This is a genomic window from Cupriavidus sp. UGS-1 (assembly GCF_021213615.1).
Taxonomy (GTDB): domain Bacteria; phylum Pseudomonadota; class Gammaproteobacteria; order Burkholderiales; family Burkholderiaceae; genus Cupriavidus.
In genome coordinates this window covers 1-19,147 of record NZ_JAJQJF010000030.1, presented here as the reverse complement: position 1 = coordinate 19,147, position 19,147 = coordinate 1, and the positions used below count along the sequence as shown (strand labels likewise).

At 69.7% G+C, this 19,147-nt stretch carries 12 protein-coding genes and 3 pseudogenes; 8 read left to right on the top strand and 7 right to left on the bottom strand.

Annotation, left to right across the window (positions count from 1 at the left end):
• The first annotated feature begins 30 nt into the window (after positions 1–30).
• Entirely contained in the window at positions 31–1,686 is a 1,656-nt protein-coding gene (locus LRR16_RS23900) for an amidohydrolase (protein ID WP_232207303.1), read from the top strand.
• The gene (locus LRR16_RS23895) at positions 1,683–2,642 is read left to right on the top strand and encodes a GTP-binding protein (protein ID WP_232207302.1); all 960 of its coding nucleotides are present in this window, start codon (positions 1,683–1,685) and stop codon (positions 2,640–2,642) included. Before LRR16_RS23900 ends, LRR16_RS23895 begins: the two co-directional genes overlap by 4 nt.
• Positions 2,643–2,669: 27 nt before the next feature.
• Here LRR16_RS23895 and LRR16_RS23890 read toward each other — a convergent pair whose 3' ends face one another.
• The 3 genes and pseudogenes from LRR16_RS23890 to LRR16_RS23880 form a co-directional block, all read right to left on the bottom strand.
• On the bottom strand, positions 2,670–4,613 hold the full coding sequence (locus tag LRR16_RS23890) for a TRAP transporter large permease subunit (protein ID WP_232207301.1): 1,944 nt from the start codon (positions 4,611–4,613) through the stop codon (positions 2,670–2,672).
• Between the two features lie 209 nt (positions 4,614–4,822).
• Positions 4,823–5,416 (bottom strand): annotated as a pseudogene (locus LRR16_RS23885) (TRAP transporter small permease subunit); the annotation flags it as partial.
• A gap of 15 nt (positions 5,417–5,431) precedes the next feature.
• Entirely contained in the window at positions 5,432–6,556 is a 1,125-nt protein-coding gene (locus tag LRR16_RS23880) for a TRAP transporter substrate-binding protein (RefSeq protein WP_023264387.1), read from the bottom strand.
• A gap of 425 nt (positions 6,557–6,981) precedes the next feature.
• On the opposite strand from LRR16_RS23880, the gene LRR16_RS23875 reads away from it, so the two are divergent.
• From LRR16_RS23875 to LRR16_RS23860, 4 genes are all read left to right on the top strand, one after another.
• On the top strand, positions 6,982–8,367 hold the full coding sequence (locus tag LRR16_RS23875; RefSeq protein ID WP_232207300.1) for an alpha/beta fold hydrolase: 1,386 nt from the start codon (positions 6,982–6,984) through the stop codon (positions 8,365–8,367).
• 181 nt (positions 8,368–8,548) lie between these two features.
• Positions 8,549–9,556 (top strand): isocitrate/isopropylmalate family dehydrogenase, encoded by a 1,008-nt coding sequence (locus LRR16_RS23870; RefSeq protein WP_232207311.1) that lies wholly within the window; start codon positions 8,549–8,551, stop codon positions 9,554–9,556.
• Positions 9,557–9,814: 258 nt separating this feature from the next.
• Positions 9,815–10,543, top strand: a complete 729-nt coding sequence (locus tag LRR16_RS23865; protein ID WP_232207299.1) for an IclR family transcriptional regulator — start codon at positions 9,815–9,817, stop codon at positions 10,541–10,543.
• A 161-nt stretch (positions 10,544–10,704) separates the two neighbouring features.
• Positions 10,705–12,018, top strand: a complete 1,314-nt coding sequence (locus LRR16_RS23860) for a diguanylate cyclase (protein WP_156526429.1) — start codon at positions 10,705–10,707, stop codon at positions 12,016–12,018.
• A gap of 32 nt (positions 12,019–12,050) precedes the next feature.
• Here the strand turns inward: LRR16_RS23860 and LRR16_RS23855 are convergent, their stop codons facing one another.
• Positions 12,051–12,974, bottom strand: coding sequence for a citryl-CoA lyase (locus LRR16_RS23855; RefSeq protein WP_232207298.1), 924 nt, complete (start codon positions 12,972–12,974; stop codon positions 12,051–12,053).
• Positions 12,971–14,221 carry a CaiB/BaiF CoA-transferase family protein gene (locus LRR16_RS23850; protein ID WP_232207297.1) on the bottom strand — a complete coding sequence of 417 codons (1,251 nt, stop codon included), beginning with the start codon at positions 14,219–14,221 and terminating at the stop codon, positions 12,971–12,973. Before LRR16_RS23850 ends, LRR16_RS23855 begins: the two co-directional genes overlap by 4 nt.
• A 261-nt stretch (positions 14,222–14,482) precedes the next feature.
• Between LRR16_RS23850 and shc the strand changes: the two genes are divergently transcribed.
• Together shc and LRR16_RS23840 are read left to right on the top strand one after the other, a co-directional pair.
• On the top strand, positions 14,483–16,564 hold the full coding sequence (gene shc / locus LRR16_RS23845; protein ID WP_370646879.1) for a squalene--hopene cyclase: 2,082 nt from the start codon (positions 14,483–14,485) through the stop codon (positions 16,562–16,564).
• A pseudogene (locus LRR16_RS23840) lies at positions 16,552–17,160 on the top strand (hypothetical protein); the annotation flags it as partial. The gene shc and the pseudogene LRR16_RS23840, both read left to right, overlap by 13 nt.
• Positions 17,161–17,297: 137 nt before the next feature.
• Here the strand turns inward: LRR16_RS23840 and LRR16_RS23835 are convergent.
• Positions 17,298–18,173 (bottom strand): VacJ family lipoprotein, encoded by an 876-nt coding sequence (locus LRR16_RS23835; protein WP_232207309.1) that lies wholly within the window; start codon positions 18,171–18,173, stop codon positions 17,298–17,300.
• Positions 18,174–18,221: 48 nt separating this feature from the next.
• Positions 18,222–19,147: pseudogene (locus LRR16_RS23830) on the bottom strand (RND transporter); the annotation flags it as partial.

Here is a 19,147-nt window from a genome sequence, read left to right as displayed (position 1 = left end):
GCCCCGAACCTCCCATTTCCAGAAGCAACGATGAACCACCATGAACCGGCGCGCACACGAATATTCCGCGCCAGCAAGATCCTGACTATGAATCCCGCTCAGCCGGATGCCACACACGTAGCGGTCCGCGACGGCAAGATCGTCGCGGTCGGCGCGCGAGGCGACATGGCGCCGTGCGCGGACGCCGAGGTCGACGATACCTTCCGCGACAAGGTGCTGATGCCCGGGCTGGTCGAGGCGCACTGCCACCTGATGGAGGGCGCCATGTGGGAGGCCGTCTATGTCGGCTACTTCGATCGCCGTGATCCGGACGGGCGGCTGTGGCGTGGCCTGCGTACGCTCGATCAGGTCATCGACCGGCTCGCCAGCGCCGCCAGCCGGCTAACCGAAGCCGACACGCCGCTGCTGGCCTGGGGCTTCGATCCGATCTACTTCGGTGCCGGCCGCCTGAGCGTGCGGGAACTGGATCGGGTCTCCGCCACGCGGCCGATCGTCGTGATGCACGCCAGCGTGCATCTGATGAACGTCAATTCGGCGATGCTGGCGCTCGCCGGCATCGACGAGGATACCGACATCGAAGGCGTGCACAAGGACGAGCACGGCAGGCCCACCGGCGAGCTGCAGGAGTTCGCGGCGATGTTTCCGGTCCACCGCGTGATCGGCAAGGGCTTGTCGCTGGCGGCGGCCGAGGACCCGGAGGCGGTGCGCCGCTTCGGGCGGGTCGCGCAGCTCGCCGGTGTCACCACCGCGACCGATCTGGTCAGCGACCTGTCGCAGGCCGGACTCGACACGCTGCGCTCAGTCACCGCCGCCGGCGACTTTCCGCTGCGCATCGTTCCCGCCTTCTCCCCGCAGCGCAATCCGGACGGCGGAGCCGAACGGGTCCACGCCGCCGCGCGGAGCGGCAACGACAAGCTGCATTTCGGTCCGGTCAAGTTCATCGTCGACGGTTCGATCCAGGGCTTCACCGCTCGCCTGCGCGCGCCCGGCTACGCAGGCGGCCAGCCCAACGGGCTGTGGCTGATCCCTCCGGCGCAGCTGCTGGCGTGCTTCACACCATTCCATCTGGCCGGTCTGCAGCTGCATATCCACACCAACGGCGACGAGGCGACCGAGGTCGTGCTGGACGCGCTCGAGGCCATGCTGGCCCGCCATCCGCGCGCGGACCATCGGCACACGCTGCAGCACTGCCAGCTTGCCGACGCCGCTCAGCTGGCGCGCGCCGCCCGACTCGGGCTGTGCATCAACTTCTTCTCGAACCATCTGTATTACTGGGGCGAGGCGCACGCCGGCCAGACCGTCGGCGCGCAATGGGCCGCGCGGATGAATCCGGCGCGCTCGGCGCTGCGGCTGGGCATTCCGGTCGCCATCCACTCCGATGCGCCAATCACCCCGCTCAATCCGCTGTTCACGGCATGGTGCGCGGTGCAGCGCCAGACCGCGTCGGGCCGCGTGCTGGGCGAGGACGAGCGGCTCGGCGTCGGCGAGGCCCTGCACGCGATCACGCTGGGCGCGGCGCATACGCTGCGGCTGGACCATCTGGTCGGCAGCATCGAGCCGGGCAAGCTGGCCGATTTCGCGGTGCTCGAGCAGGACCCCACCGCGGTGGCGCCGCACGCGCTGAAGGATGTCCGGGTCTGGGGCACGGTGCTGGGCGGGCGCGTCTTTGCGGCGCCGGCACGATGAACGCGCGGCCGCCCATTCCGTTGGTGGTGGTCGGCGGCTATCTGGGCGCGGGCAAGACCACGATGCTGAACCGGCTGCTGGCCGATGCTGGTGGACGGCGTATCGCCGTGCTGGTCAACGACTTCGGCGAGATCAATATCGACGCCACGCTGATCCGCAGCCGCGGCGACGACGTGATCGAGCTCGAGAACGGCTGCATCTGCTGCTCGATCGGCGGCCGGCTGGCCGACGCGCTGGTCGCCATCGCTGCGCGACCCGAGCGTCCCGAGCTGCTGGTGATCGAGGCCAGCGGGGTTTCGGATCCGCAGCGGATCGCGCAGATTGGCCTGCTCGACCCGGCGTTCCGGCTCAATGCGGTGATCGTCGCGGTCGACGTGGCCGGCGTCTCCGAGGTGCTGCGCGATCCGCTGATCGGCGACATGGTGCGGCGGCAGATCGCCGGCGCATCGGTACTGGCGCTGACCAAGGTCGATCTGGCCGGCGCCGCGACGGCCCAAACCGTCGCGGCGTCGGTCGGTGGCTTGGCGCCGCGGGCCGCCATGCTGACGGCACGGCATGGCCAGCTGCCGCTGTCGGTCTATCTGGACGTCGCGCCACCGCCGGCGCAGGGCCGGCTGCTGTCGGCGGACGGTCAGCGCTGGAGCCGCGGTGAGGCGCCGCACCGGGGCATCGTGACCTTCTCCTACCGGACGAGCCGGGCGTTCGACAAGGCGCGTTTGCGGCAGGCGCTGAAGGCGTTGCCGGTGCGCCTGCTGCGGGCCAAGGGCGTGGTTGCGTTCGATCGCGATGCGCGCGCGCATGCGGTGCACGTCGTCGCGGGGCGGATGCGGGTCGAGGCGATCCCACATCCATACGGGCACGCGCCGCGAGACGAATCGGCGCTGGTCTTCATCGGTCCCTTCGCGGCGGACGACGAGACCACGGTGCGCGCCTGCCTCGACGCGGCGCTGGCCTGAGCGCGCCGCGCCGGCTTGTTGGCCGGCCTACTGATACAACACCCTCGGCAGCCACAGCCCGATGTCCGGGAACATGTACAGCAGCACCAGCGCCACCACCTGGATCGCCATGAACGGCAGCATGCCGCCGAAGATCTGGTTCAGCGTGACATGCGGCGGCGCCACGCCCTTCAGGTAGAAGGCGGCCATCGCGACCGGCGGCGACAGGAAGGCGGTCTGCAGGTTCAGTGCGACCAGCAGGCCGAAGAACAGCGGGTCGATGCCGAAGTTGTCCAGCAGCGGCACGAAGATCGGCATGAAGATGATGATGATCTCGGTCCATTCGAGCGGCCAGCCCAGCAGGAAGATGATCACCTGGGCCAGGATCATGAACTGCAGCGGCGTCAGGTCCAGCGACATCACCCACTGCTCGACCAGCGCCTGGCCGCCGAGCAGCGCGAACGCGGCCGAGAAGATCGACGAGCCGACGAACAGCCAGCAGACCATCGCGCTGGTCTTGGCGGTCAGGAACACCGACTCCTTGACCACGCCATAGTTGAGCTGGCCGTAGGCCGCCGCCAGCAGCGCGCCGCCGAGCGCGCCGACCGCCGCGGCCTCGGTCGGCGTGGCCAGTCCGAACACGATCGAGCCGAGCACGGCCAGGATTAGGACCGCCAGCGGGAAGAACGACGACAGCAGCTGTTTGAAGATCTCCATCCGCGCGAAGTCGAAGCGCCAGTAGAAGTACAGCATCGCCACGCAGACCACGGCCAGCGTGATCCAGAACCAGTTGGGCGCCTGCGGCGCGGTGGCCGGCGGATTGGCGGTGTCGGCGCCGGGCGGGCTCGGCGCGGCGTCGGCTTGCGGTGCTTCGGCTGCGGGAGTGGGGGGAGCGGCGGGGGTAGCCGGAACGCTCGGGGTCGCCGCCGCGGCAGCGGGGCTGTCCTCGCTCGGCGGCGGCGCCAGCGTATCGAGGCCCGCGGCATCGTCACTGCTTTGCGCGCCGAGCTCCATCAGCGTCGAATCCACCGCCGCCGGCGGCGCGGCGGTGACGCCGGCGTAGATCGAGCCCATCAGCAGCGCGACCACCAATGCCGGCAGCACCGCGATGCCGAACTGGCGCATCAGCTGGCCGGTCGGGATGGCGGCGTTGCGCTTGCCCTTCAGCGCGGTGACCAGCGCGGGCAGCGCACGCGTGCCGATGGTGTCGCGCAGCCGCTGCTGCAGCGGCGGCAGCGGGACCTCGCGCTCGGCCAGCGGCAGCGGCGGTGCGAGCCGCGGCCGCAGCTTCGCGAGGATGATCACGTACAGCAGATACAGGCCGGTCAGCATCAGGCCGGGGAAGAAGGCGCCCGCATACAGCTGCACCACCGACACGCCGGCGGTCGCGCCGTAGACGATCAGCAGCACCGACGGCGGGATCAGGATGCCGAGGCAGCCGCCGGCGGTGACCGCGCCGGCCGACAGCGACGCGCTATAGCCGGCGCGCAGCATCGCCGGCAGCGCCAGCAGTCCCATCAGCGTGACGACGGCGCCGACGATGCCGGTGGCGGTCGCGAACACCGCGCAGGTGATCAGCGTGGCCACGGCCAGCGAGCCCGGCAGCCACGCCAGCGCCAGATGCAGGCTGCGGAACAGCCGCTCGATCAGGTTGGCGCGCTCGACCAGGTAGCCCATGAAGACGAACAGCGGCACCGAGATCAGCACGTCGTTGGTCATCACCGCATAGGTCCGCTGCACCATCAGGTCCAGCGTCTGCTGCACGGCGATGTTGGGGTCGGCATGGCGATAGGCCAGCCAGGCGAACAGCACGCCCATGCCCATCAGCGTGAACGCGGTGGGAAAGCCCAGCATGATCGCCGCGACGATCAGCGCCAGCATCAGCAGGCCCAGATGTCCGTTGGTCCAATCGGCGGGCGAGGGCATCAGCACCAGCACCGCGACGACGATCAGCGCCATCAGCGTGGCGCCGAACCATAGTTCCTTTCTCATCGCGGCGCTCCGTCGGTTTCGCGCGCTGGCTTCGATTCGCGATCGTCGTGGCGATCGCGGGGGAGGTGCGGATCCGCCGGGCCGGGATGGTGTGGACCGGGATCGGTAGTGGGCGCGTCGCGTTGAACCGGCGCATCGACCTGGTCGCGGTCATGCCGTTCGTCCCGCTCATTGCGGTGATCCCGCACTTCGCCACCTTCCCCGACCGCCGGCGTTGCCACCGTGCCGGCCGCGGCGTCGGCGCTGACCATCTGCTTGAGCTTGTCCACGTCGACTTCCTCGACGTCGCCCTCGCGCATCGGCCAATGCCCGCGCTTCAGGCAGATCACGCAGCGGATCGTCTCGGCGACGCCCTGCAACAGCAGCAGCGCGCCGGCCACCGGAATCACCGCCTTGAACGGATAGATCGGCGGGCCGTCGGCCGCGATCGACGAGTGCTCGTTCTGCGCCAGCGAGACCTCGAAGAAGTCGATGCCGGCCCAGGCCAGCGCGATCACGCCGGGGAAGAAGAAGACCAGGTACAGCACCAGGTCGATCGTGGCCTGCGCGCGCGGCGGCAGGAATCCATAGAGGATGTCGCCGCGCACGTGTCCGCGCTTGGCCAGCGTATAGGCGCCGGCCAGCATGAACAGCGCGCCGTACAGCATATTGCTCGCGTCGAACACCCAGGCGTGCGGTGCCGACAGGACATAGCGCGAGAACACCTCGTAGCTGATCATCAGCGTCAACGCGACGATCAGCCACGAGGCGGCCTGACCGATCAGGGTGCTGATCCTGTCGATCGCCAGCAGCAGGCCTTGCACGATCGCGCCCCGCGTTCAGCTGCGCTTGCTGAAGTAGTGCGCCGAGGCCATCCGGTAGTCGACGTTGGTGTCGTTCTGCCAGCGGGTGCTGCGCATCGCGAACGCCTTCATCGAATCGTTGACCTTCTTGAACATCGGGTTTTCCTTTTCCTTGCGCGCCACCACCTCGTCCCAGATCTTCAGCTGCGCCTGCAGCACCGAATTGGGCGTCGCGTAGAACTTCACGCCCTGCTGCTGCAGCGCCTGATAGTCCTTGGAGTAGCGGTCGATCGCCTTCATCGACATGTCGGCCGAGGCCGCGTCCACCGCGTTGGCGATCAGTGCGCGTAGCTTGGGCGGCAGCGCGTCGTAGCGCTTCTTGTTGAACAGGATCTCGAACTGTTCCGAGCACTGGTGGAAGCTGCGCAGCATGCAGACCTTGGACACGTCCTGGAAGCCGAGCGCGCGATCCGAGCTCGCGTTGTTGAACTCGGCAGCGTCCAGCAGGCCGCGGTCCATCGCCGGCACGATCTCGGCCCCGGGCAGCGCGTTGACCGCGGCGCCCAGGCCCGTGAAGATGTCGATCGACAGGCCGACCGTGCGGAACTTCAGGCCCTTGAAGTCCTCCGGCTTGGTGATCGGCTTCTTGAACCAGCCCAGCGGCTGCGTCGGCATCGGTCCGTACAGGAAGGACACCACGTCCAGGTTCAGGCTGCGGTAGATCTCCTGCTGCAGTTCCTTGCCGCCGCCGTACTTGTGCCAGGCCAGCAGCATGTTCGGGTCCATGCCCCAGGCCGGCCCCGATCCCCACAGCGCCAGCGCCGAGTTCTTGCCATACCAGTAGGCGATCACGCCGTGGCCGCCGTCGAGCGTGCCCTTGCTGACCGCGTCGATCAGGTCGAACGCCTTGACGACCGCGCCGGCCGGCAGCAGCTCGATCTTCAGCTCGCCGCCCGACATGTCGTTGACCTTGGCGACGAAGTCGCCGGCGAACTCGTGAAAGATGTCCTTGCTGGGCCAGGTGCTTTGCCAGCGCATCGTTACCGGACCCTGTGCCTTGACGATCGCCGGGAATCCCAGCGCCGTTGCACCGACCGCAGCCCCCGCCCCGCCCAGAAATCCCCGTCGCGATACCGCACCGCGCTTGTTTTTCGCTGCCATGCTGTCTTCCCCCTTGCTGCTGTTGACGACACCGGAGGCAGCGCCGCGAGTGCGCCAGCCTCGAACCGTTGATGCGACGTCTGGAATTGCGATGCGGTGGCCGGCCCGATGGCGACTGCCGTTTTCAGGGGGCGGCGTGCAAGTGGTTTGTAATTGACTTCATGTTAGGAATTGCAACCAAGCGCAACAATGTAGGGATTACCCGTGACGGATCGGCCTTGTCGCCGCGTGTAAATCGGGGCTCTACAGCATGTCTGCATCTTGTCTCGTGCTTGTCTGCTCCATGTCTGGCGAGGCCACTGTCACGGACCCTCAATGGGTCATCGGCGCCCGGTTTTGCATGACCTTTCGGCCACTTCGGCGGACGGAGCGGCTACAGTAGCAAAGACCGGCCATCCCGCCATTTTTTTCGCCAGGAGCCACGCATGCCCGATCCGTCGAATTCACCGAACTCGCCCAACTCGCCCAACTCGCCGAACTCGCCGAACTCGCCGAACTCGCCGAACTCGCCCGGCGCGCCCAACCAGAAAGTCCAGTTCCCCGGCCACGACGGCCAGCCGCTGGCGGGCCGCCTCGATATGCCGGCGGGGCCGGTCAAGGCCTACGCCCTGTTCGCGCATTGCTTTACCTGCGGCAAGGATGTGGTGGCGGCCAGCCGCATCGCGCAGGCGCTGACCCAGCACGGCATCGCGGTGCTGCGTTTCGACTTCACCGGACTGGGCGGCAGCGGCGGCGATTTCGCCAACACCAATTTCTCGTCGAACGTCGCGGATCTGCACGCGGCGGCCGACCATATGCGCCGGCATCTGCAGGCGCCGGCGCTGCTGATCGGCCATAGCCTGGGCGGCGCCGCGGTACTGGCCGCGGCCGAAAGCATCCCGGAGGCAAGGGCGGTGGCGACCATCGCCGCGCCGAGCGACCCGTCGCACGTGGTCGGCCTGCTGCGCGAGCACGCCGACACCATCGCCGCGCAGGGCGAGGCCGAGGTGCAGCTGGCCGGCCGCCCGTTCCGCATCCGCAAGCAGTTTCTCGACGACGTCGCCGAGCAGGCGCTGCTCGCCAAGGTGTCGCGGCTGCGGCGCGCGCTGCTGGTGATGCATTCCCCGCTCGACGACACGGTCGGCATCGACAATGCCACGCAGCTGTTCATCGCGGCCCGCCATCCGAAGAGCTTTGTCTCGCTCGATCATGCCGACCATCTGCTGACCCGGCGCGAGGACGCGACCTATGTCGCCAACACGATCGCCGCCTGGAGCCAGCGCTACCTCGGCATCGATCCGGCCACGCTGCCGGCCGCCGCGGTGGAGGAAGGGCTGGTGCGCGTCGAGGAAAACCACGCGGGCAAGTTCCAGCAGCAGGTCACGGTCGGCAAGCACCAGCTGCTGGCCGACGAGCCGGTCTCGTTCGGCGGCCTGAACGGCGGACCCGCGCCCTACGATCTGCTGCTGGCCGCGCTGGGCGCCTGCACGTCGATGACGATCCGGATGGTGGCCGAACGCAAGGGCTGGCCGCTGGAACACGTCAGCGTGTCACTGAGGCACGAGAAGATCCATGCCGCGGACTGCGCGGAGTGCGACACCCGCGATGGCAAGGTCGACTGGATCGAGCGCGAGGTGACGCTGCGCGGGCCGCTCGACGCGCAGCAGCGCGAGGCGCTGCTGGCGATCGCGGACAAGTGCCCGGTGCACCGAACCTTGCATTCGGAAGTGGTGGTGCGCACGCGCGCTGCGCCGGTGGAAGGGGAGGGCCAGGCGGCCCTGGGCTCCGCCGAGGCGGGCGCCAGCCCCGCCGGCACGGCGCCTGGCGGCTGAGCGAGGCCGTGTCCGCGGGCCCTGGCCGGCCGTCGCCGGCGTGCCACCGTCATCCGTAGCCATTGTCATTTTGTGGAGACCGCCTGTGCAAACCGATGCAAATCCGACCAACAAGATCGACCCCGCGGCCAGCAGCAATAGCCACAGCAGCAGCAACAGCAGCAACAGCGGCGGCGGCGCCATCCCGGCCACGCTGATTCCCGGCGATGGCATCGGCCCGGAAATCATGGATGCCACCCTGCAGGTGCTCGACGCGCTCGGCGCGCCGTTCGCCTGGGAAACGCAGCAGGCCGGCATGGCCGCGCTGGAGGCCAGCGGCGATCCGCTGCCCGAAGCGACGCTGGACAGCATCCGCCGCACCGGCCTGGCGCTGAAGGGGCCGCTGACCACGCCGGTGGGCGGGGGCTTCCGCTCGGTCAACGTGCGGCTGCGCGAGCTGTTCCAGCTGTACGCCAACGTGCGGCCCGCACGCACGCTGGTTCCGGGACGCTACGAGAACATCGACCTGGTGCTGGTGCGCGAGAACGTCGGCGGCTTCTATGTCGCGCACGACTACTACATCGCGGTGGGCGACGATCCGCGCGCGGTGGCGGTCTCCACCGGCACCAATACGCGCGCCGACTGCCTGCGGATCGCCCGCTTCGCCTTCGAATACGCGCTGCGCAACGGCCGCAGGAAGGTCACCGTGGTACACAAGGCCAATATCCTGAAGGCGCTGACGGGCATCTTCCTCGAGGCCGCGCGCGAGGTGGCGGCGGACTATGCGGGACGGGTCGAGATGGACGACCGCATCGTCGACGCCTGCGCGATGCAGCTGGTGCTCGACCCGTGGAAGTTCGACGTGCTGCTGTGCACGAACCTGTTCGGCGACATCCTGTCGGACCAGATCGCCGGCCTGGTCGGCGGGCTGGGCCTGGCGCCCGGGGCGAATATCGGCGAGCACGCGGCGGTGTTCGAGGCCGTGCACGGCTCCGCGCCCGACATCGCCGGCAAGGGCGTCGCCAATCCGGTCGCGCTGATGCTGGCGGCCGGGCTGATGCTCGAGCATGTCGGCCGCCAGGACCTGGCGCAGCGGATGCGCGCCGCGATCGACCGGACGCTGAACGAGGACAACGTGCGTACCGGGGACCTGAAGGGCAAGGCCAGCACGCGCGAGTTCGCGGACGCGGTGGTGCGGCGGCTGGGGTGAACCATGCCGTTGTCGCCGCGAAGGTGGGGGCCCAGCAGCCTGCGTCCTTCGCGGCGACATCAAAGCCACTGGGTCCCCGCCTGCGCGGGGACGACAGCGGTATGCAACGGGTCTGGCCACCCGACGTCCCGCGGAAGCGGGGACCCAGCGGCTTGCGTCCTTCGCGGCCTGGCCTGTGCTGCATTGACAAAGCGGGGGCCGTTCTATACGGTGCGCGGACCTCGTTGATTGCGCGTCGATGGCGCGCTGTTCCGCCCCATGCCCCGTAAAGCCGCCCAGGTTTCCGAAGCCGACAAGCATGCCGCCGAAGGCGGCACGGTGGCGGTGGATCGCGCGCTGTTTCTGCTGCGTGCGTTTCGGCTGGGCGATACCGCGCTGACGCTGGCCGAGCTGGCGCAGCGCTCGGGCCTGTACAAGAGCACGCTGCTGCGGCTGCTCGCTTCGCTGGAGCACGCGCGGCTGGTGGTGCGCCACGCCGACGGCCGCTACGGTCTCGGCCCCGAAGTCGCGCGGCTGCATGCGGTCTATGCCGCGTCGTTCTCGCTGGAAACGGCGGTGATGCCGGTGCTGCGCCAACTGGTGCAGGACACCCGCGAGAGCGCGGCCTTTCATATCGAGCAGGGCGAACACCGGCTCTGCCTGTATCGCGTCGATTCCCCGCAGCCGGTGCGTGACCACGCCCGCGCCGGCGACCTGTTGCCGCGCAACCGCGGCGCCGGCGGCCGCGTGCTGCGCGCCTTCGCCGGTGCGCGCGGCCAGCTGTACGACACCATCCGCCGCGACGGCGTGGCGACGCTGGTCGGCGACCGCGTGCCCGATATCGCCGGCGTGTCGGCCCCGGTGTTCGGTCCTGGCGGCGAGCTGCGCGGCGCGCTGACGCTGACCTGTCCGGCCTCGCGCTATCGGCCCGATTTCCGCACCGACGTGCTGCGCGCCGCGCGCGCGCTGACCGAAACGCTGGGCGGCAGTTTCCCCTTCGAAGACTGAGCCGGCATTGGCCCAGCGGCGGCACGCCCGCTGCCGCGGCGGCCCGATGCCCGACTCAAGGGGGATGCCCCGCGCCGGTGCGCCAGCTATCATCAAAGGTTTTTGGGACGAGCGGCCGTGCCGCCGGGGCATATGCAACGCGGCATTTTCCGAGGGATACCGTGCAGCTAGACCAGCACAGCATTGTGATCGTCATGATGGTGGTGTTTTCGAGCACGCTGCTGATCTCGACGGGCCTTGTGTTCGCGCTGATCCGCACCGATGCCGGCCGCCTATGGGCCGGCGGCCATCTGGTGCTGTCGGCCGGCGGTCTGGCGCTGACCCTCAATGCGGCCACGGCCCATGTGGTCGAGGTCGGCGCGGTGGCCGCGATGGTCTATCTGGCCGGCAAGCTGACGATCTATGGCGGCGTGCGCGTGCATCAGGGTTTGCCCGGATTCACTCGCATCCAGGGCGCGGCCGTGGTGATCGCCGTCGCCGCCTCGCTCGATGCGCTGACCGGGCCGCAGCCGGTGCTGCAGCTGCATCGGGTTGCCTATGTCGCATTGGCGCTGCTGTCGCTGGCGACCATCCTGGTGCTGCTGCGATCGCGCGTGCGCCATAGCGAAATCGGGCTGCCGCTGGTGCTGCTGGCCAGCGCGGTCCAGCTGTGCGCGCAGCTCTACGGCGCGGCCGTGGCCTGGCAAAGCGACGGCGCGATTTCCCCGTCGCCGTTCAACGCGGCCAGCCTGACCCACGACGCCACCTATAACGCGGTGGTGGTGCTGGCTCCGCTGGTGGCGACGCTGCTCGGGCTGTTCGGCTTCACCGTGATGGCGCTGGAGCAGGTGATCGCCAACAAGGAGCGGGGCGCCCGCATCGATGGCCTGACGGGCCTGCTCAATCGCGCCGCACTCGACAACGCCGCCAGCCGGCTGATCGTGTCGGCGCTGCGCAACCGGCAGGCGGTCGCCTGCCTGGTCATCGACGTCGATCACTTCAAGCAGGTCAACGATCGCAGCGGCCATCGCGCCGGCGACGCCGTGCTGCAGGCAATCGCCGAGGCGCTGGACAATTCGCGCCGCGCCTCCGATGTGGCCGGCCGCTACGGCGGCGAGGAATTCTGCGTGCTGTGCCCCCATACCGACGAGCATCAGGCGACCGCGCTGGCCCGGCGGATCCTGCGCAAGGTACGGGCGATTCCGTTGCCGGGGCCGGCCGGCAAGTTCGCCAGCGTCAGCATCGGCGTCGCCCAGCTGCGTGACGACGGTTCCGATTCGGTGGGGCTGTGGCAGCAGCTGTTCGGCCATGCCGACCGCGCGCTGTACGAGGCCAAGCGGCGCGGGCGGGATCGCTATGTGCTGGCGTCCACGCTGGAGCGCGAGGAGGCGATGGCGGCGGCCAGCGCCGAACGGCAGGCCGGGGCGTCCGGATTGGAATCCGCCGCGGCCTCGGACATCCCGCTCGAGGCCGATCTCTCCGGCGATGGCCGCTGACGCGCCAGCCGCGAGCTCGACTCGCACACTGACTACCGCTCGCCGTCTGGCGGTTCGCTTCTCGGGCCGCTTCTCGGGTCGCTTCTCGGGTCGCTTCTCGGGTCGCTCGACGGTGTCTCCGGCACATCGCGCGGCGGGTGTCCGTCGTAGGTCCAGATGAATTCGCGCGGCATCGGTCCCTTGTTGCGGCCGCCTTGCTCGGTCTGCTCCCACGCGTGCGCGAGGATGCCGACCGAGCGCGACAGGCAGAACAGCCCACGCGCCAGCGGCGGCGGGAAACCCAGCTCGGCATAGATCACCGCGGTGGCGCCGTCGATGTTCATCGGTACCGGCCGCGATCGTCCCGCACCGAGTTCGATCTCCACCGCCCGCGCGATTGCGGCGAACCGTCCGCCCACCACGCCGTCCGCCGCGGCCTGGTCGACCAGCTCGAGCAGCCGCGGCGCGCGCGGATCGACCGGATGGAAGCGATGGCCGAAGCCCGAGACATATTTGCCGTGCAGCTCGCGCCAGGCCTGCAGACCGGCCCGCACCGCGTCGGCCAGTGCCAGTCCCGTGTCGACGCGCGCGGCGATGTCGAGATAGAGGGCGACCGCCTGCTCGCCGGCGCCGCCGTGCACGTCGCCAAGCAGATTGACGGCCGACGCCATCGCATTGTTCAGCCCGACGCCGCAGGTCGCCGCCATCCGCGCGACCGCGATGCTGGGCGCCTGCGGGCCATGGTCGACGGCGGACATCAGCGCGGCGTCGAGCAGCGCGGCCTGGCCCGGCGGCGGCAGCTCGCCGCGCAGCATCAGCCAGATCATCTGCGCGAACGACACCCGCCCGATCAGTTGCTCGATCGGATAGCCGCGATAGCGGATCACGCCGGGCTGCATGTCGATGATGGCGCTGTGCCACCAGTCTTGGGCGCGGCGCTGCCCGGCGTCGGGGTTGGCGGGGTCGAATGCGGTCATAGGGCTTGCTCCGCCTGCATGGTGTCGATCTGCTCGGCCGTATAGCCGAGTTCGAGAAGGATGTCGCGCGTGTGCTGGCCCAGCTCGGGCGGCGGCGCATCGACCGCCGGCGTGGCGCCGTCCAGCTTGAAGCCGGTGCGCAGCAGACGCAGGTCGCGCCCGACGCCGGGCGCATCGGCAAACTCGGCGACGAGACCGCGCGCGGCGACCTGCGGATGCGCGAGCGTCTGCGGCACCGTATAGACGGGACCGGCCGGCACGCCGGCCTGGTTCAGCAGCGGCCACCAATGCGCGGTGGGCTGCCGCGTCAGTTCGGCTTCGAGCTCCCCCTGCAGCGCGGCGCGATGCTGCAGCCGCGCCTGCCGTTCGGCGAAACGGGGGTCGGCCGCCAGCTCCGGCCGGCCGATCACGCGGCAGACCGCCTCGAACTGTTCCTGCTTGTTGGCGGCGATATTGATCAGCCCGTCGCCGGTGCGGAACGTGCCCGACGGGCTCGCGGTCATGTTGTCGTTGCCCATCGGCGCCGGTTCGCGCCCGGCCACCAGATAGTTCGACACCACCCAGCCCATCGTCGCCAGCGTCGATTCGAGCATCGACACGTCGATCAGATAGCCCTCGGTGCGGTCGCGGTCGGCCAGCGCCGCAGCCACCGCCAGCGCCGCCGTCAGCCCGCCGACGGTGTCCGAGACCGGATAGCCGACGCGATACGGCGCGGTCTGCGCATCGCCGGTGATGCTCATCACGCCGGCCATGCCCTGGATGATCTGGTCGTAGGCGGGCAGGTCGGCCAGCGGACCGTCCTGGCCGAAGCCCGAGATCGCGCAATAGATCAGCCGCCGGTTGTCCTGCTTCAGCGTGTCGTAGCCGAGCCCCAGCCGCGCCATCACGCCCGGCCGGAAGTTCTCGACCAATACGTCGGACTGCTGCACCAGCCGGCGCAGCGCCTGCTTGCCGAGCGGATGCTTCAGGTTCAGCGTGATCGAGCGCTTGCCGGGGTTCTGCGCGAGAAAGGACACGCCCATCAGCCGGCGGTTCAGCTCGGCATCGGCGCCCAGCTGGCGCGCCAGGTCGCCGGTGCCAGGGGTCTCGACCTTGATCACGTCCGCGCCCAGATGCGCGAGCTGGTGGCAGCAGAAGGGGCCGGCCAGCACATTGGTCAGGTCTAGCACGCGGATGCCGCGCAAGGGTTTGCGGGGGGACTGGTGGGCTGACCCGGACGGGTTGCCGTTGGCGGAGTCGGGATTCATTGCGAGTGCGGCAAGTGCGCCGACATTCCATTTATTCTTAACAACAGAACATCGGTCTTTTCAAAGGAACAATGCGTGCCAGCATAGAAGCCCGGGGCCGGGGCTGTCAAGGCGAGCGGGCGGGGCCGGCCCGCTTTGGGCCTGGTTGCTATAATCGCCCGACCCCCAACACCGATCGCGAGTTTTCCCGCGCCGGTCGTGGTCCCGCCCCGGCCGGCTGCCTCGCGATGTCATAGCGTGACGAGGAGTGATGTGGCTGAAATCCAGATCGCGTTGAACGGTTCGCCGTCCGCTGCCGACCCCGTGGCCACCAAGGCTCGGCCCGATTCCGCCGCCTCCCTCGCGCCGTCCTTCCCTTCGTTCCCAGCTTCCACCGACCCGCGTCTCGATGCCGCGATCGTGCACGCCGTCGACGCCTTGATCGCGCGGCAGCGGGCCGACGGCCATTGGGTGTTCGAGCTCGAAGCCGATACCACGATCCCGTCCGAATACGTGCTGCTGGTCCACTATCTGGGCGAGCCGGCCGATGCCGCGCTGGAGGCGCGCATCGGGCGCTATCTGCTGCGCCGGCAGAACGCGGACGGCGGCTGGCCGCTGTTTCATGGCGGCGCGTCCGATACCAGCGCCTCCGTCAAGGCGTACTTCGCACTGAAGATGATCGGCGAGCCGGTCGACGCGCCGGCGATGCGGCGCGCGCGCGAGCGCATCCTGGCGCTGGGCGGGGCCGAAGCGAGCAATGTGTTCACCCGCACGCTGCTGGCGCTGTATGGCGTGATGCCGTGGCGCGCGGTGCCGCTGATGCCGGTCGAGATCATGCTGCTGCCGCTGTGGTTTCCGTTTCATCTGTCGAAGATCTCGTACTGGGCGCGCACCGTGATCGTGCCGCTGCTGGTGCTGAACACGCTGCGCCCCTGCGCGCGCAATCCGCGCCGCGTCGGCATCGACGAACTGTTTCGCCGGCCCAGCCAGGCCGCGCGGATGCCGGGCAGGGCGCCGCATCAGAGCCGCTTCTGGTATGCGGTGTTTCGCGGCGTCGATGTCGCGCTGCGCGTGCTCGAGCCCTTGTCGCCGCGCCCGATGCGTCAGCGGGCCATCGAGCGCGCCGAGCAGTTCGTGCGCGAGCGCCTGAACGGCGACGATGGCCTGGGTGCGATTTTTCCGGCGATGGTCAATGCGGTGATGATGTTCGACGCGCTCGGCGTGCCGCGCGACGAGCCGGCGGCCGCGCAGGCGCGCGCGGCGCTGGACCGGCTGCTGGTCGAGCATGGCGACGAAGGGGGGGAGGCGTACTGCCAGCCGTGCTTTTCGCCGGTGTGGGACACCTCGCTGGCCTGCCATGCGATGCTCGAAGCCGGTGGCGAGCGCGCGCAGGCGGCGGCGCGGCGGGCGCTCGACTGGCTGCTGCCGTTGCAGGTGCTCGACGTACGCGGCGACTGGACCGTGCGCCGGCCCGGTCTGCGTCCCGGCGGCTGGGCCTTCCAGTATGCCAATCCCCACTATCCGGATGTCGACGATACCGCCGTGGTGGCGATGGCGCTCGATCGCGCCGCGCGCGGCGATGCGCGCTGGCAGGGCCGCGTCGAGCCCGCGCTGGCGCGGGCCCGCGAATGGATCGAAGGCATGCAAAGCAGCGACGGCGGCTGGGGCGCGTTCGAACCGGAGAACACGCACAGTCATCTGAACAGCATCCCGTTCGCCGATCATGGCGCGCTGCTCGACCCGCCGACCGCCGACGTGTCGGCGCGCTGCCTGTCGATGCTGGCGCAGTTGGGCCAATTGCCTGCAAACAGCCGCGCCGCCGCGCAGGCGCTGCGCTATCTGCTGGGCGAGCAGGAGGCCAACGGCAGCTGGTATGGACGCTGGGGTACCAACTATCTGTATGGCACCTGGAGCGCGCTGTGCGCGCTGCAGGCGGCGGGGCTTGGGCCCGAGGCGGCGCCGGTCCGCCGCGCCGCGCAATGGCTGCTGTCGGTGCAGAACGACGACGGCGGCTGGGGCGAGGACGGCAGCAGCTACCGGCTCGACTACCGCGGCCACGAGAGCGCGCCGAGCACGCCGTCGCAGACCGCCTGGGCGCTGCTGGGGCTGATGGCGGCCGGCTGCCGCGGTCTGCCGGCGGTCGCGCGCGGTATCGACTATCTGCTGCGCGAGCAGCGCGCCGACGGGCTGTGGGACGAGCAGCATTTCACCGCGGTCGGCTTTCCGCGCGTGTTCTATCTGCGCTATCACGGCTATGCGCGGTATTTCCCGCTGTGGGCGCTGGCGCGATATCGCAATCTCGAGGGCGTCCGCAAACCGGCCGACGCCAACGATGCCGCGGGCCGCATGCCATGGGGCATGTGAGCGAAACCGGCAGCCGCATCGATGCCGGCGCGCCGCGCTGGCTCGTCGTCACCGGCATGGCCTTCGAGGCACGGCTGCTGTCGTGGCCCGGCGCGACGACGCTGAGCGGTCTGCGCGGCGATGCGCTGGATGCCGCGCTGGATGGCGCGCTGAATGCCGCGATGATCGCTGCCTTGCATGACGACGCAGGATCGGCGTCGCGCTATGCGGGGCTGATCAGCTTCGGGGTGGCGGGCGGGCTCGACCCCGCGCTGCCGGCTGGCAGCGTGATGGTGGCCGATGCCGTCGCCACGCAAGGCTCGCGCGTCGACACCGATGCCCGCTGGTCCAGCGCGATTCGCCTGGCATTGCCCGCGGCCGTCGGCGGAACCATCGCGGGCGTCGATACGCCGGCCGCGGCCGTTGCCGACAAACGGGCGCTGCATGCGGCGACCGGCGCGGTGGCGGTCGACATGGAATCGCACCGGATCGCCGCCGCAGCGCGCGCGGCGGGGCTGCCTTTCGTCGTGTGCCGGGCGATCGCCGATCCGGCGGGGCGGCGCATTCCGCCGGCCGCACTGGCCGCGTTCGGCGCGGATGGCGGCATCGCGATGCGCGCGCTATGCGCAAGCGTGCTCAAGCAACCCGCGCAATTGCGCGAACTGCTGCGGCTTGCCGGCGATACCGCCGCGGCGCAACGGGGATTGCGCCGGCTGGCGGCCGCACTGCGGTGCTCGGCGGGTCGATCGCGCGATCATGGGGCGGCGGGAGCCGGAGCAGGGACCGAGCCCGGTGCGTCAGTCGATGGCGAAGCGCCGCCCGCCGCGCCGTCTCCTTCGTCTCCTTCGTCGCGGTCGTCGCCGTCATCGCCATAGTCGGGCAGATCGCCGGCCTCGCCGCCGCGCAGCCGCTGGCGGCGCTGCTGCAGATAGGCGTCGCGCACGAAGCTGTATTTGTCCAGCGCGGCCTGCTCCAGCAGGCTGGTGGCATCGAGCAGATTGGTGCGCGTATTGATGAACTGCAGCGCGAACAGGCTGTTGCGCCAGGCCGGGTCCATGTAGGTGACCGGATCGGTGAACACGTCCCCGGCCATGCCGATGCCGTCGCGCACGGTGCTGGGCCCGAACAGCGGCAGCACCAGATACGGCCCCGACGGCACGCCCCAGGTGCCCAGCGTCAGGCCAAGATCCTGTGGATGCCGGGGCAGCCCGGCCGGCGTGGCGATATCGATCAGCCCGCCCAGGCCCAGCACGGTATTGATCGCAACGCGCATCACGCTCTCGGCCGCCGCGACGCCCTTGCCCTGCAGCAGGTTGTTGATCGCGTTGCCGACGTCGCCGACGTTGTTGAACACATTGGTCACCGCGGTGCGCACCGGCTGCGGCGTGACGCGGCGATAGCCCTTGGCGACCGGCACGGCGACATAGGTGTCGATCTTGTCGTTGACCGTATAGATCGCGCGGTTCATCGGTTCCAGCGGATCGGCCGGGTTGGCGTTGGGCCCGGTCGCGCAGGCACCGCAACACAGCGCGGCGAGCGGCACCAGCTGGGCCAGCCGGCGCAGCAGTAATGGAGCGGGCGAAGGAGACGAAGGAGACGAAGGAGACGAAGGGGGCGAGGGCTCTGGCATGGCGATCATGGTGGCGTCGTGGTCGGTCCGTCCGCGGTCCAGGACAATTCAGCGCGACTGGCGTGGCCGTCCCATCAGGATAGGCTGGAAAAACACCGCGCCGGCCAGCGTACAGACCAGCGACAGCGCCAGCAGCTTGCCCATGCTGGCGGTGCCGGCATGGTTGGACAGCCACAGGCTGCCGAACGCGGTCGCGGTGGTGGCCGCGCTGAACAGTACCGCATGGGTCAGGCTCGACTGCAGCAGGCCGGTCTTGCCCTCGCGCCATGCGATCACATAGTAGATCTTGAAGGCAACGCCGATGCCAAGCAGCAACGGCAGCGCGATCACGTTGGCAAAGTTCAGCGCGATGCCGAACACCACGCACAGCTCGAGCGTCAGCACCGCCGAGACCAGCAGCGGCACCAGCGTGCGCAGCACGTCGCCGAAGCGGCGCAGCGTCAGCCACAGCAGCACCGCGATCGACAACACCGCCCAGGCGCCGGCCTGTGCGAACGCGCTCAGGATGGTGTGGGCCGAGCCGCGCACCGCGATCGGCCCGCCGGTGGCTTCCGGCGCGATCGCCAGTACCGTGGGAACGAAGACATCGAGCGCCGCCTCGCGCGCCCGTTCGCCGGGCGGCAGGCGCGGGCTGACGGTGACCAGCGCGCGGCCGTCGGGCGTCAGCCAGTCGCGCACCAGCTCGCGCGGCAGCGAATCGATGCCGACGCGCTCGGCCTGCAGCGCCTGCGCCAGGCCCGCCAGTCCCAGCCGCAACGGCAGGGCGATCGCACGTTCGGCGCGGCCGCGGGTCGCCGCATCGGCATCGGCCAGCTTGCGCAGCGCCTGGGCCAGCCGCCGTGCCTCGGTCACGCCGGCCGCCGGCGTGGTGCCCGGCGCCGAGCGGGTGTTTGCGGCCAGTTCAAGCTGAGAGGCGGCGCGGCGCAGCGCGGCCACGCGCAGCGCGTCGGTGGACGGCGGAGATCGGAAGAGCG

Coding starts and splice junctions, on each gene's coding strand:
- LRR16_RS23900 (WP_232207303.1), top strand. CDS start 31: ATGAACCACCATGAACCGGCGCGCACACGAATATTCCGCGCCAGCAAG.
- LRR16_RS23895 (WP_232207302.1), top strand. CDS start 1,683: ATGAACGCGCGGCCGCCCATTCCGTTGGTGGTGGTCGGCGGCTATCTG.
- LRR16_RS23890 (WP_232207301.1), bottom strand. CDS start 4,613: ATGAGAAAGGAACTATGGTTCGGCGCCACGCTGATGGCGCTGATCGTC.
- LRR16_RS23880 (WP_023264387.1), bottom strand. CDS start 6,556: ATGGCAGCGAAAAACAAGCGCGGTGCGGTATCGCGACGGGGATTTCTG.
- LRR16_RS23875 (WP_232207300.1), top strand. CDS start 6,982: ATGCCCGATCCGTCGAATTCACCGAACTCGCCCAACTCGCCCAACTCG.
- LRR16_RS23865 (WP_232207299.1), top strand. CDS start 9,815: ATGCCCCGTAAAGCCGCCCAGGTTTCCGAAGCCGACAAGCATGCCGCC.
- LRR16_RS23855 (WP_232207298.1), bottom strand. CDS start 12,974: ATGACCGCATTCGACCCCGCCAACCCCGACGCCGGGCAGCGCCGCGCC.
- LRR16_RS23850 (WP_232207297.1), bottom strand. CDS start 14,221: ATGAATCCCGACTCCGCCAACGGCAACCCGTCCGGGTCAGCCCACCAG.
- LRR16_RS23835 (WP_232207309.1), bottom strand. CDS start 18,173: ATGCCAGAGCCCTCGCCCCCTTCGTCTCCTTCGTCTCCTTCGTCTCCT.